This window comes from Thermaerobacillus caldiproteolyticus, from assembly GCF_015326725.1.
GTDB lineage: Bacteria > Bacillota > Bacilli > Bacillales > Anoxybacillaceae > Thermaerobacillus > Thermaerobacillus caldiproteolyticus.
The window spans coordinates 68,512-81,759 of sequence record NZ_CP064060.1 but is presented as its reverse complement, the minus strand read 5'-3'; the positions used below and the strand labels follow the sequence as shown (position 1 = coordinate 81,759).

The window sequence follows — 13,248 nt, the reverse complement described above, 5'->3', positions numbered from 1 at the left end:
CTAACCTTCTAACGTACATCTTCGACTGGAATATACGGAAAACTGATTCCAACGTAGTACGCTACTGCTGTCATAACGCTGATCAAAAGAAGGAACACAAAATCGTATTTACTAAACCCGATTTCGTAGTAAAAAGTTCGGGCCGCTCCGCTGGAAAATCGCTTTGCTTCCATCGCTACCGCAATGCGTTGAGCGCGGCGGATGCTTTGCGAAAGAAGCGGAATTGCATACCGCTTTATTTTTTCAAATATTCCGCTGTTGGCAGTGACTCCCCGCACTTTTAACGCGTTTTGTACCGTTTGAAACTCCTCAAGCATGATCGGAATGAGACGGACTCCTGCTAAAAAGCTATACGCGTATTTCGGCTTCAACTTCAGTTGCTGCATGAGCGAATAAAATAAATAAACCGGTCTTGTCGTTAACGAAAAAAGTAAACCAAGTAGCGCAAACGTTAATGCGCGAAACCCAAGATGCATGCCGCGTAAAAAACTTTCTTTTGTAATATGAACAAGGCCCCACTGAAACCATGTTGTTTTTCCTTGACCAAACAGCATCATCGAAGAGGCGGTTGAAATGAAAATAAGCAAAAACGGCAAAAAGAGCAACAACAAATACTTCATAGGGTATCCGGTATAGATAATGAACAAAAGGATAAGCGCAATAGAAAAATTCATTAAGATGTTCGGGTTATGCACGAACAATACACCGATAAATAAAACAAGCATCACAAGCAGCTTCAAGCTTGGATTCGTTCGATGAAGCCATGTCTCACGATAGCGAATGTCCCATCTCACCGTTCTTCCTCCTTACACGGACAATAAAGCGCCTTTTGTATGATCTGTCACAAGCTGTTCATCGGAAACAAGTTGTCCGTCTTCAATCACCCATCTTCGCGTCGCAAAATGCGTTACGATATTCTCATCGTGGGTGATCATCAGAATCGTCGCACCTTGCTCGCGATACGACTCTAACAGCTCTAGCAGCGCAAACGTATTTTTCGCATCTTGACCGAATGTCGGCTCATCTAACAAAAAGATTTGTTGCCCGCTTACAATCGAAGCAGCCACGCTAAGCCGGCGCTTTTGCCCCATCGATAGTTGGTACGGATGTTGGTCTTGCTGCTCTTTCAAATGAAACATTTGTAACAAGCTCTCGACGGTCTCAGCAATTTCTGTTTTAGAGCGCTTTTCAAGCCGGAGCGAATACGCCATCTCTTCCCACACTGAATTGGTGACAAATTGAAACTCCGGATTTTGGAATACAAATGCGATAAGGCGGGCGAGCGTTTTGAATTGTTCGCTTTGCTTTCCAAACAGCTCATACACCCCGTCGGTTGGAATAAGCTTCATGAGCGCATGCAATAGCGTGCTTTTTCCTGCTCCGTTTTTTCCAGTAATAGCAATCCATTCACCCGACCGAACAATCGCTTGATCAACACGAATTTTTACTTCTCGATTTCGATATCCTTGAAAACGTTCGAGACGAATCACTTCATCCTCTCGAACAGCAGGTTGACGACGTTTTCGTTGTTTGACATACTCGTCCCATATACCGGGATACCAAATTCCTTGATCAGCAATCACGTCTTTATAATCATGAAACACGGTTGCCGCTTCACCATCTGCGATGATTTCACCATGATCATTAAACAAAATGATACGGTCAACAAAATCCAGCACCTGTTCAATTTTGTGTTCAACAATAATGACTGTTTTATTATGGGCGATTTGCTTAACCGTCTTCCAAATTGATTCTGTTCCTTCGTCATCAATCATCGCTGTTGGTTCATCAAGAAACAACACGTCGGGCTGCAAGGCAAGAACAGAGGCAAGTGCGAGTCTCTGCTTCATCCCCCCGGATAATGTTTGAATATCCGTATGCGGCGTCAAGTGCAGCCCAACCTCTTTCAGCAATTCTTCAATCCGGCCTTTCATTTGTTCGCGCGGCACGCCAATATTTTCAAGTGCAAAAGCAATTTCCTCATCGACAAACGGCATGCAAAATTGGGAATCAGGGTCTTGAAATACGTATCCCCAGTTATCCGGAACTTGAACGTGTTTGGCTTTCATTGGGATATCCACCGAATGCGGAATCAATCCGGAAAGCACTTGCATCAGTGTTGATTTTCCGCATCCCGATGGACCAAGCAACAACACTTTTTCCCCTTTGTAAAACGACACTGATAAATCTTTAAACAATAACGTGTCTTTTCCGGGAAATTTCAAACGTAACTGTTCGACCGATGCAATCCGTTCCATCTGTTTGTTTCACCCTTTAACGATCTAACGCGTCGTAATCTTCCTTGGAAGCCGGTCGAACCATTTGTGTGACTCCTGTCGCTTCTAATGCTTTTACTAATGAAGAAGCAAAGACACCGGAAATAACGATGGCGCCGACAAAGCGAGCAATGAGAAATAATGCGAGATTCCAAGGAGCCAACGCTTCAATATACCCTTTGTAAAAATCCATAATCAATGAACCGATGGTAGAACTAATCGCTGCTAATGAAACAACGAAGAGATCAAAACGCTTATAGCGAAACGTCGCAAATACTGCTTCCGCACACAATCCTTGCACAACGCCGTAAAGCAATACTTCAAGTCCCCACTCGGATCCCATAATAAACTCACCGGAAGATGCAGCAATTTCCGCAAGAAGAGCTACCCCTGGCTTACGAATAATGAGAAAAGCTACGGACGCTGCGATAAACCACATTCCATAGATGAGTTGGTCCAGATGAAAGCCAAACGGTTTGACAAAATAGTAAAACGGTCCCCATAATTTATAAACAATTCCAAATACAATTGAAATCACAATCGTTGTTAAAATATCCGCTAATTTCAATCCTTTAGTTGCTGACATGCTCTGCTGTCTCCTTTCTTGTTACTGGCCATGTTTCTAGGTGATATGCCATTTCCCAAAAAGCATATTCGTACTGGCTGCTAATGATAAAATGCTGTTCCATCCGCTTTCGATCAGCTTCCGTTACAGTTTCTGCAATCTCATCCAATCGAGCAATTTGTTCTTCCACTAAACTTCGAAACCACTCGGACCCATAAGCGGCAATCCATTGTTGATAAATCGTCTCTTCCGGCTTGCAATCTTTCAAGCGCTCGCCAATCTCATAATAAAGCCAATAACACGGCAAAATCGCCGCAATCACATCTCCTAAATGCCCTTCGTAGGCAGCGCGATACAAATGTGATGTATACGCATATGCCGTCGGCGCCGGAATAAACGAAGCTTTTTCTTCTTCCGTAATTCCAAGCTGCTTCGAAAACTTTTCATGTAACGATAATTCGGCTTGATACGTATTTTGTGCATGATGTGCCATGCGAGCGGTCGTTGATAACTCATTTGCTCTTGCCGCCCCAAGCGCCTGCACTCTTGCAAAATGACTTAAATAATATGAATCTTGTAAAACATAATAACGAAAACAAGCAATATCGAGCGTCCCTTCACCGAGTTCCTTGACAAACGGGTGCTGAAAGCTCGCTTCCCAAATTGGGTTGGCAGCCTTACGCAACAGTGTTGAAAATGCCATCAAAATCCCCTCCAAAACATAAATGTATGAAACATGTAGAGCGGGCCCATATTCTGCATGTTTCATTAAATAAAAACCCACTTTCTTTACAAGCGTAAAGAAAGTGGGTTAGAAACCGTAAACAAGCAAAAGATTCCTGCCACTTCCACTTCCCTACGCTGGTATAACCCAGATCAGGTTCTAAGGGTCTCAAAGGCACACTTTGATCTCAGCCTATCTAAAGGCCCCCCTAGTGGATCGTGCTGCTTATTTAATTTTACTGTTTGAGTTTATCATATCACGGCTAGAACGGTTGTCAAGTCATTTTACTCTTCCTCAACGACTACTGCCGTTCCGTCGTACGACAAAATTTCTGACGTGTTCGCCATAATGGCGGCTGTCGTTAGCCTCACCCCAATGATCGCATTCGCCCCTTGCTGTTTCGTCTCTTCGATCATGCGGTTAATCGCAATCTGTCTCGCTTCCTCCATCATCTCGGTATACGCTTTAATCTCTCCGCCGACAATCGTTTTAAAACTCGCCATAATATCTTTTCCGATATGTTTCGATTGAACGGTATTTCCTTGAACAAACCCTTTATACTCTTTAATTTGTTTTCCCGGTATGTAATCGGTCGTCGCAATAATCACCGTATCCCTCTTTTCTTCCATCTATGTTTATCATTATTCTACGTTTATGAAAAAAGTCCTTCCAAATTACGACAAAAGCTGACAGAATTGCTTCTTTCCCAGCAATTCTGTATCATAGAAAAAGCAAATCATTACAGGTAATGGAGTGGAGAATGTGGCAAAAGTATTTCTGAAACGAAAGCGAAAAAAACGTCTCGAACAAGGCCATCCTTGGATATTCCAAAGTGAAGTTGACTATATTGAAGGAGATTTTAAACCGGGCGACTTTGTCGAGGTTTATAACCATCAAAATTACTTCTTAGCTAAAGGCTATATTAATCCAAAATCGCAAATGATTGTGCGCGTCCTTACGCAAAATCCAGAAGACGAGTTAAACGAGCAGTTTTTTCTGAACCGCATTCGCAAGGCGTGGGCGTATCGTGAGCGAATGATTCCCGGCGTTCGTTCTTGCCGTGCTATTTACGGAGAAGCTGACTTTTTGCCTGGCTTGATCGTCGATAAATACGAAGATGTGCTTGTCGTACAAATTTTGTCGCTTGGTATGGAAAAACGGAAAGATTGGATTTTAAACGGGTTGCTGGAAGTATTTAATCCAAAAGCGATTTATTTGCGCAATGATGTGTACGTCCGCGAGCTGGAAGGGCTCCAACAAGAAAAGGGATTTTGGTACGGGCAATGTGAGACGGAAGTGATGATTGAAGAAAACGGCGTTAAATATATTGTTGATATTGAAAACGGACAAAAGACCGGATTTTTCTTTGACCAGCGTCAAAACCGCGCGGCAATTAAACCGCTCATCGACAGTAACTCAACCGTATTAGACTGCTTTACCCATACAGGATCATTTATGCTCAATGCGTGCTTGTATGGAGCAAAACATGTGACCGCTGTCGATATTTCTGAACATGCCATCGAAACAGCGAAACGCAATGCTGCATTAAACGGATTTACAAACGTTGATTTCGTCGTCGCCAATGCCTTCGATTACTTGCGAGAAGCGGTTCACGAAGGGAAAAAATGGGATGTAGTCATCATTGATCCGCCAGCATTCGCCAAATCCGCTCACGCTGTCCCAAAAGCACTAGGTGGATATAAAGACATCAATCTCAACGGCTTAAAGCTTGTGAGAGACGGCGGCTTTTTCGTGACGGCAAGCTGCTCGTATCACGTCCATGCCGATATGTTCCAAGCGATGATTGAGGAAGCGGCGTTTGATGCGAAAAAGATTTTGCGGCAAATTCATTGGAGCGGCGCCGGCTACGATCATCCGAAACTGCTTGCCGCCGATGAAGGCGACTACCTAAAATTTGCGATTTACGAAGTGCATTCACGCAGATAACGGACATCAAGACTGATGTCCGTTTTTGCTTACCATCCTTTCTGCGTTCGCAAATTTCTAATGTGTGCGACATGATGCTTGCCGTGCCAAGCAAACATCGCAACACATGTATACAATTCTAACTCTGTCTTCATCGCAGGATGATAAAGCTTGCGTTTAAAATCTTCCAGTGGTAAAGATTCAAGCAAAGCTGTCCATCTTTCATGAAGCCCTTCTAGCAATTTAAGCGAAGATTCAATTGGGAAAGCACGCGCCTCCGCTGTCTCGGCCCAATCGTTCTCTTCAAAAGGTTTTACAGTAGGAAGCTCCTCCGTTACGATAAGTTTTGTACGAATAAACGCATTCATATTCGCATCAGCAAGATGATGCACAACTTGAGCAACCGTCCATCCTCCTTCACGATATGGCGTGTTTAGCTGTTCATCATTCAATCCGCTCACCGCCTCACGCAACTGCTTTGGCAGCATTCGAATATCAGAAATCCACTGCTTTACATCTTCTTCACGGAAAGACGTTGGCTTTTCAAATTTGCCGATCGGGTAGCGAATATGTTCCATTTCTCATTCCTAGTTACTAAAATCTATAAAAAAGATCTACTAGCCGCGATGGAACCAAGAAGCACCGCATAATGCTCGGACCCTCACCCAAGCTGCCATCAAAAAGAGAATCCCTTTGCCATTCCCTCGCTGTGAAAGGCACTCCGTGGTTCATTTCAACAGTAGCTTTCGTCATGTCTCCTTCAGTTCATGGCAGGATTTTAGTAACTAGGCTACACCTCCTCTTATTCTTTTTACAACTTGCTCTTTTACGAGTTCAACGGACATATACATATTTCTTTCCTTGAATTCCTTGAAGAAAAAAGGCAAGCATCATTGCTTGCCCTTTCTATCACTATTTACTTTAACAAATACACCCGCGCCTCATATGGCTTCAACTTAAAGCGTGTTGTGTTTTTATGAGGTTTTACTTCGTAGTTTTGCAACACTAAATCATCCGAAGACAATTTGATCGCATCATAACGATAAAGAGCAGGCTTGTCGCTCAAGTTGACAATAATGACGGCTTTTTCGTTCCCGAGTGTTCGTGTGTAAGCGTAAATCGCTTTATCTTTTTCTAAAATTACATCGTACGTTCCATAAATAAGAACATCATTTTCTTTGCGAAGGCGAATCATTTTTTTATAAAAGTGAAGAACGGAATTAGGATCTTTTAACTGTGTTTCTACATTAATCTCTTTGTAATTTTCATTTACACCTATCCATGGTGTTCCGGTTGTAAAACCAGCATTTGTTTCATTCGACCATTGCATCGGTGTCCGTGAATTATCTCGTCCTTTTTTCCAAATGACTTCCATGATTTCTTCATGTGAACGCCCTTTTTCCCATTCCAGTCGATAAAAGTTTTTCATTGCGACATCATCGTATTCATCAATAGTTTCAAAGCGGACATTCGTCATGCCAATCTCTTGCCCTTGATAAATAAACGGCGTTCCTTGCATCAAAAAATACATCGCGCCAAGCGCCTTCGCACTTTCGGTAAGGTATTCCTTATCGTTTCCCCACGTCGAAACGGAACGAGGCTGATCATGGTTCTCTAAAAATAATGCGTTCCAGCCTCGGTTTTCAAGACCTTTTTGCCATTTCGTCAGCGTGCGTTTCAACTGACGAATATCAACTCCACCGTCCGTTCCTTTTTCCCATAACCCTAAATGCTCAAACTGAAAAATCATATTAAAAATTCCGTTCTTTTCGCCGGCCCATTCTTCCGCCTGCTCGACTTTGACGCCATTTGCTTCCCCGACGGTCATAATATCGTATTGCGCAAACGTTTGCATTTTCAGCTCTTTTAAATACTCCATAATCCCTTCTTGGTTCATATGACCAGCGAAGGATGGAACATAATCAAGCCCTTTGGGATTCGGTAAATCCGGCAATCCGGGCTTTTTCTTAATATGAGAAATCGCATCGACGCGGAATCCATCAATACCTTTATCGAGCCACCAATTAATCATCTCATATAGTGCGCGTCGCACTTCTTCGTTTTCCCAGTTTAAATCCGGCTGCTTTGCATCAAATACATGTAAGTAATATTGATCGGTTTTCCGATCATATTCCCAAGCCGATCCGCCAAAAATACTTTCCCAGTTGTTCGGCTCTTTGCCATTTTTTCCATCGCGCCAGATGTACCAGTCACGTTTTGGATTATCCCTTGATGAACGCGATTCAATAAACCAAGGATGTTCATCACTTGTATGGTTAATGACAAGATCCAAAATAACTTTCATACCGCGTTGATGAATTTCCTCGAGCAACAAATCAAAATCTTCCATTGTTCCAAACTCTTCCATAATCGCATGATAATCGCTAATATCATAACCATTATCGGCGTTCGGTGATTGGTAAATCGGACAAATCCATATGATATCGATTCCAAGGTCTTTTAAATAATCAAGCTTTTGTATAATTCCACGAAGATCCCCGATTCCATCACCATTAGAATCCATAAAACTTCTTGGATAAATTTGATACGCTACTCCTTCTTTCCACCATACCTTGTTCAAGGCTGTATCCTCCTCTTTTACCTGTATGCGCTTTCAACATTACTCTACACTACATCACCACAATATACAATGCATTTTATGAAAAAAGGAATTTTTTATACCAAAAATGGTACTACTTACCGATTTAATGTTTAAAAGCGAATTGACCAATACGTAACAACATTTATCTAAGAGCACCATGGAACTAATAACCGCATAGCCATTTAAGAATATGATTTTGCAAGAATGGTAACGACAGCAGAAAAGGCTTCAAACGAATTGAAAAACAAGATAATTGTTTAGTGATATAGTTGATAATCAGCACTTTAAATGGAGCTGTCATTTTTTGCGATGGATCTTTCTTGAGCACAAGATTATCCAGACACGGCCAATGGCCCCCTTTAAAGTAAAGTGGAGAGACGTTAGCTTTTTTAGCTGATTATACGATGACAGCCCTGCTTATATCACAATCCACATCAATCCTATATTCGCTTTTATCTTTCATTCTTATGCTGAGTGTCTCAAAAAGAAAAGGGCTCTCCTTTTCAGTCGCATATAAACGCGAATGAAAAGATTGAATGCTGTTGGAGTGTGATTTCTATCTTATTCAAAAACGCTTGAGTATATATCTACCTCCAATAGAAAATGCGAAAATCAGTGGCACATGACTGGATATGTCACAGTTCTTGCTTTTTCACGATTTTGATAAGTTTTTCGTTCGTCATCATGGAAGCTTTTGAAATCGACCGATCACCAGTGCCTTGACTTAAAAAATTCTGGCTAGTGTGAAAGCAATTATAAATCTCGATCAAATATTTGTGGATTGACTAGATTATCATCTTCTATAAAAACAATTGCGTTTTTTAAGGACGTCATAAACCCTGCAGCAAGTTCCAAAAATTACAGCCGATGATGATCCCTTCCGCAACTCCTTCACTGATGATCTGGTCCTCTAACGCACGATTTTCTTGATCGATATCCCATTGATCATCACTCCACGTTTCCGCCAGTTCGATCGCAAAAGCCCCCTCCTCCACGGCACATCTTGAAAATAGTGAAGGGGTATCGTCAAATCCCTTTTTCATAGCAAACGCAGAAAAAGGTAAACCGCTGTAAGAACGCGTTGATTAACGCTGTTAATCTCAGAATATCTGCCTAATATTTTAGGATTTTTCTTGATTAAATCGTAATCAAATATATTTCAACAACTGATTGCAGTTAAACCAGCCGAGCGTTGTTAAAATGGCTTTCACATAGTGCCAGCAAACGCTTCATACAGGATTCACCCGGAGACGAGAAAATTCATCAATCTCATACATATGTCTTCCAAAAGAAACCATAACCCCTAACGATTCTAATCGCTGTTTGGCAGCTGCTCCGTCAAGGCAATGCTCATGCTGCTTGATGGAGCAATAATTCTTATTTTAACTTATTCGGAATCATCGATGTGTTTCCTTTTTATGCTCGGTTCTGGTCATAAATTTTCAGATTATGGTAAACCGCTTTTAATAGTGGTGTCGGAATCTTATACTCTTTTGCTAGCTTCAATAAATACCCTTGCAAATGATCCGCTTCTACCATTTGTCCTTTTTCCATGTCGCGCTGCATGGAAGACTTCATCTCTGAAGACATTTCGTTCATTTGTTCCAATTGCTTCTCCTCAATTCCATCCGCAATTGGAGCACCGTGCGCTCTCATAACAGCGCCGATTTCTTTCGCCAACGCTAATATGATGTCCTGTCCATACTCCCCGGCACGAATCGGACCGATCGGAGCACGAAATAATGTTGTAACCCCTGACATCGTCGCAATGAATAAATATTTATGCCACATATCGGTAACAATTTGCTCGCTTAAGCGAAAGCGGGCATTGCAGTTTGAAAACAACTCTTCGAGTTCATTCACTCGCTCTGTCCGTTCCCCTGACCATTCGCCAAATCTTACATCATGAGATGGACTCGTTTGAATAATCGATCCTTTCTCATCTAGTGTCGTTTCGATAAAACAGAGACCGCCTAGTACGTTCTCTTTTCCAAACTCACTCCAAAGTATATCCATATGCGCCATTCCATTGAGTAATGGCAAAATAAGTGTATTCTTGCCGACATATGGTTTCACATCCCGGATCGCTTCACGCAAATGGTAGGCCTTATTAGAAAATATGACCACATCAAATGGCTCTATCTTCTCTCCTGTTACGAGCGTTGTCGGCTTCAGCACAGCAGTCCCATGAACGCTTTGAATGACTAACCCCCGTTCTTGCAGTTGTTTCTTTCTTCTCTCACGTACAAGAAATGTGACATCAACCCCTTTTTCTAACAATCGACCACCGAAATATCCACCAACTGCCCCGGCACCAACGACTAGTATTCGCATCACTAATTCCCCCTTATGCAATGACATAAGCTACACATACCAACAGTAATACAAATGGATGAATGCAAACTAATGACAAAGCAAAACAAAATCTCGGTTTCGCCGAAAAACTGCCCACGCCCTGTAGGCCAGCGGCGAAATACCGCCATCTTGGCTCTCACGATGTGCAAATGTTTCTTCTTTGCCCTGAGCGATTGGGCGCTGAAGATAGGAAAATTTTCACTTCTTATCTTTAAACAAAGGCAGAATTACAAAATCCAAAAAATATCATTGGCCATGAGCTCGCTAACGAAATAGCAGCAAACATCAAAAAATCACATCCTCATTAAGGAAAAAGAAAGGGAAACAAACAGTCCCCTTTCTTTAACAACAACGCGATACTTTCCCACCTTTGCCGTTATATCTCGCCTCTTGTGCTTCGCAAAAAAACTCTTTTCGTGACTTAATCGGCTCTCCTGGATGATGTGTCTTCATATGCTCGACATATTTCTCGTAATTCGGTACACCAACAAGCAAATCAAGAAATTGTTTCCGATAGGCTAGAACCTTTTGAAAAAACTTACGCATAATGCTTAACCTCATCTCCTGCATCTCTTGGAATATAAGGTGACTCTTTTAATGATGCATGTTTGTTTCTTATTACTTTCATCCATATATTCAAAGACGAAATGAGCATCGCAATAACAACAAGCATGAAAATCGCACAAAGCGTAGCATCGATATAATCGTTCATAATAATTTGATTCATCTGTGCTTCATTCGTTGCTGGCGCCAAAATTTTCCCCTGACTTAAGGATTTTTTAAATTCGTTCGCATGGGCCAAAAATCCAATCTTTGGATCACCGTGAAATAATTTTTGGAATCCAGCCGTCATGGTAACCACTAAAATCCACGTCGTCGGGATTAATGTTACCCACACGTACGCCTTTTTGCCCATTTTAAATAAAATGGTTGTCCCTAATAAGAGGGCAATTCCCGCTAGCATTTGGTTCGCAATGCCAAAGAGCGGCCATAATGTATTGATACCCCCAAGTGGATCAATAACTCCTTGATACAAGAAATATCCCCAACCCAATACGCATAACGTAGTCGCAATAATATTTGCTAGTAAAGAATCGGTTTTCGCAAGCGGCTTATAGAAATGTCCAAGAATATCTTGAATCATAAAACGTCCTACGCGCGTCCCTGCATCGATAGTAGTTAAAATAAACAACGCTTCGAACAAAATCGCAAAATGATACCAAAACGCCATTAACGTTTTACCGCCAATGATTTTTGATAAAATTACCGCCATGCCAATGGCTAGCGTAGGTGCTCCTCCTGTACGAGACAATATCGTTTGTTCGCCGACATCCTTAGCAAGCTCTTGTAAAACGTCTGGAGTGACAGTAAATCCCCATGACGACACCGTTTGTGCTGCTTGCACAACATCTTGGCCGATCGCCGCTGCAGGGCTGTTGATTGCAAAATAGACTCCCGGCGTCAACACGCATGCAGCGATTAGTGCCATTACCGCTACAAAAGATTCCATCAACATCGCCCCATATCCAATCGGACGGGCATGGCTTTCAAGCTCGATCATTTTAGGTGTCGTTCCGGATGAAACGAGCGCATGGAATCCCGAAACCGCTCCGCATGCGATCGTAATAAATAAGAATGGGAACAAATCACCCGCGAAAACAGGTCCAGTACCATCGATGAATTTTGTAAGCGCTGGCATTTGCAAGTCCGGTGCAACAACAAGAATTCCTAACGCCAAACCGACAATCGTTCCAATTTTTAAGAATGTACTTAAATAATCACGCGGTGCAAGCAATAACCATACTGGCAACGCTGAAGCAACAAACCCATAAGCGATCATTAACAGCGCAATCGTTTCACCTTTAAAAGTAAACATATTCGCTAATGTTGGATGTTCCGCTACATGCTGACCGGCAACAAGCGACGCGATTAATAGCACAAATCCGATCAAGGAAGCTTCGGCTACCCGTCCCGGACGAATATAGCGCATGTAAATGCCCATAAAAATGGCAATTGGAATCGTTGCCGCAATTGTAAACATTCCCCACGGGCTTCCTACAAGCGCTTTCACAACAACGAGCGCTAATACCGCCAATAAAATAATCATGATTCCTAAAATCCCAAGCAGTGCGATAAAGCCCGTAACCGGTCCTATCTCTTCTTTAATCATTTCGCCAAGTGATTTTCCATCACGGCGCATCGACGCAAACAAAATAATGAAATCTTGTACTGCTCCAGCTAAAACAACCCCGACAATAATCCAAAGCGTTCCCGGCAAATATCCCATTTGCGATGCTAAAATTGGACCGACAAGCGGACCAGCCCCGGCAATCGCTGCAAAGTGGTGTCCGAATAATACCCACTTATTCGTCGGTACATAATCCTTTCCATCGTTAAACACTTCCGCAGGTGTTTTCCGATTGTCATCAAGTTGAAACACTTTTTGAGCAATAAATTTGCTGTAAAAACGATATGACACTGCATACACGCATACAGCAGCTACAATCAGCCAAATGGCGTTGACCGTCTCCCCGCGTTGTAACGCTAAAACGGCAAATCCAGCTGCCCCAAGGACAGAAATCAGCCCCCAAAGTAGAATTGATTTGATTCCTCTCACGCTTGTTTCCCCCTTTGTGTCTCTTCAAATCTCATTATACTAATTATTCTGAAAAATTGGAAGAATATTTCCCAAACTTCCATATGAAAATTCGGCCAATCTGTCCGTTAACGTTGCCGTACATTCGTTAAGCTAGTATCCGCTTTAGACTTTTTACTATTTTAAAAAAGCATAAAATACATC

12 protein-coding genes and 1 riboswitch are annotated in these 13,248 nt (G+C 42.2%); of the genes, 1 reads left to right on the top strand and 11 read right to left on the bottom strand.

Features of this window, described 5'->3' with window-relative positions:
- Positions 1-8: 8 nt before the first annotated feature.
- From ISX45_RS00425 to ISX45_RS00405, 5 genes are all read right to left on the bottom strand, one after another.
- On the bottom strand, positions 9-794 hold the full coding sequence (locus ISX45_RS00425; RefSeq protein ID WP_194519695.1) for an energy-coupling factor transporter transmembrane component T family protein: 786 nt from the start codon (positions 792-794) through the stop codon (positions 9-11).
- Positions 795-806: 12 nt separating this feature from the next.
- Complete coding sequence (locus ISX45_RS00420; protein ID WP_194519694.1) at positions 807-2,258, bottom strand: ABC transporter ATP-binding protein; 1,452 nt, start codon at positions 2,256-2,258, stop codon at positions 807-809.
- 16 nt (positions 2,259-2,274) lie between these two features.
- A complete protein-coding gene (locus ISX45_RS00415) occupies positions 2,275-2,862 on the bottom strand; it encodes an ECF transporter S component (RefSeq protein ID WP_194519693.1) in 588 nt (195 codons plus the stop codon).
- Positions 2,849-3,544, bottom strand: coding sequence for a thiaminase II (gene tenA, locus ISX45_RS00410; RefSeq protein ID WP_181555634.1), 696 nt, complete (start codon positions 3,542-3,544; stop codon positions 2,849-2,851). Before tenA ends, ISX45_RS00415 begins: the two co-directional genes overlap by 14 nt.
- Positions 3,545-3,677: 133 nt before the next feature.
- Positions 3,678-3,785, bottom strand: a riboswitch (TPP riboswitch).
- Between the two features lie 64 nt (positions 3,786-3,849).
- Entirely contained in the window at positions 3,850-4,173 is a 324-nt protein-coding gene (locus ISX45_RS00405; RefSeq protein WP_194519692.1) for a YbjQ family protein, read from the bottom strand.
- Positions 4,174-4,327: 154 nt separating this feature from the next.
- Here ISX45_RS00405 and ISX45_RS00400 point away from each other — a divergent pair, with 154 nt between their 5' ends.
- Entirely contained in the window at positions 4,328-5,512 is a 1,185-nt protein-coding gene (locus ISX45_RS00400) for a class I SAM-dependent rRNA methyltransferase (protein WP_181555632.1), read from the top strand.
- A 29-nt stretch (positions 5,513-5,541) separates the two neighbouring features.
- On the opposite strand, the gene ISX45_RS00395 is transcribed toward ISX45_RS00400, so the two are convergent.
- The 6 genes from ISX45_RS00395 to ISX45_RS00370 all read right to left on the bottom strand — a co-directional run bounded on the left by ISX45_RS00395 (position 5,542) and on the right by ISX45_RS00370 (position 13,065).
- Positions 5,542-6,069, bottom strand: coding sequence for a YfiT family bacillithiol transferase (locus ISX45_RS00395; RefSeq protein WP_181555631.1), 528 nt, complete (start codon positions 6,067-6,069; stop codon positions 5,542-5,544).
- A 338-nt stretch (positions 6,070-6,407) separates the two neighbouring features.
- A complete protein-coding gene (locus ISX45_RS00390; protein WP_194519691.1) occupies positions 6,408-8,072 on the bottom strand; it encodes a glycoside hydrolase family 13 protein in 1,665 nt (554 codons plus the stop codon).
- 851 nt (positions 8,073-8,923) lie between these two features.
- Positions 8,924-9,088 (bottom strand): hypothetical protein, encoded by a 165-nt coding sequence (locus ISX45_RS00385; RefSeq protein ID WP_194519690.1) that lies wholly within the window; start codon positions 9,086-9,088, stop codon positions 8,924-8,926.
- Positions 9,089-9,509: 421 nt separating this feature from the next.
- Positions 9,510-10,427, bottom strand: coding sequence for a 2-dehydropantoate 2-reductase (panE, locus tag ISX45_RS00380; RefSeq protein ID WP_181555628.1), 918 nt, complete (start codon positions 10,425-10,427; stop codon positions 9,510-9,512).
- Positions 10,428-10,790: 363 nt separating this feature from the next.
- Positions 10,791-10,994 carry a YbdD/YjiX family protein gene (locus ISX45_RS00375; protein ID WP_181555627.1) on the bottom strand — a complete coding sequence of 68 codons (204 nt, stop codon included), beginning with the start codon at positions 10,992-10,994 and terminating at the stop codon, positions 10,791-10,793.
- Positions 10,987-13,065 carry a carbon starvation CstA family protein gene (locus tag ISX45_RS00370; protein WP_194519689.1) on the bottom strand — a complete coding sequence of 693 codons (2,079 nt, stop codon included), beginning with the start codon at positions 13,063-13,065 and terminating at the stop codon, positions 10,987-10,989. Before ISX45_RS00370 ends, ISX45_RS00375 begins: the two co-directional genes overlap by 8 nt.
- Positions 13,066-13,248 lie beyond the last annotated feature (183 nt).

Excerpts from the sequence above, each read along its gene's own strand:
- ISX45_RS00375 (WP_181555627.1), bottom strand. The coding sequence starts at position 10,994 with ATGCGTAAGTTTTTTCAAAAGGTTCTAGCCTATCGGAAACAATTTCTT.
- ISX45_RS00415 (WP_194519693.1), bottom strand. The coding sequence starts at position 2,862 with ATGTCAGCAACTAAAGGATTGAAATTAGCGGATATTTTAACAACGATT.
- panE (WP_181555628.1), bottom strand. The coding sequence starts at position 10,427 with ATGCGAATACTAGTCGTTGGTGCCGGGGCAGTTGGTGGATATTTCGGT.
- ISX45_RS00395 (WP_181555631.1), bottom strand. The coding sequence starts at position 6,069 with ATGGAACATATTCGCTACCCGATCGGCAAATTTGAAAAGCCAACGTCT.
- ISX45_RS00420 (WP_194519694.1), bottom strand. The coding sequence starts at position 2,258 with ATGGAACGGATTGCATCGGTCGAACAGTTACGTTTGAAATTTCCCGGA.
- tenA (WP_181555634.1), bottom strand. The coding sequence starts at position 3,544 with ATGGCATTTTCAACACTGTTGCGTAAGGCTGCCAACCCAATTTGGGAA.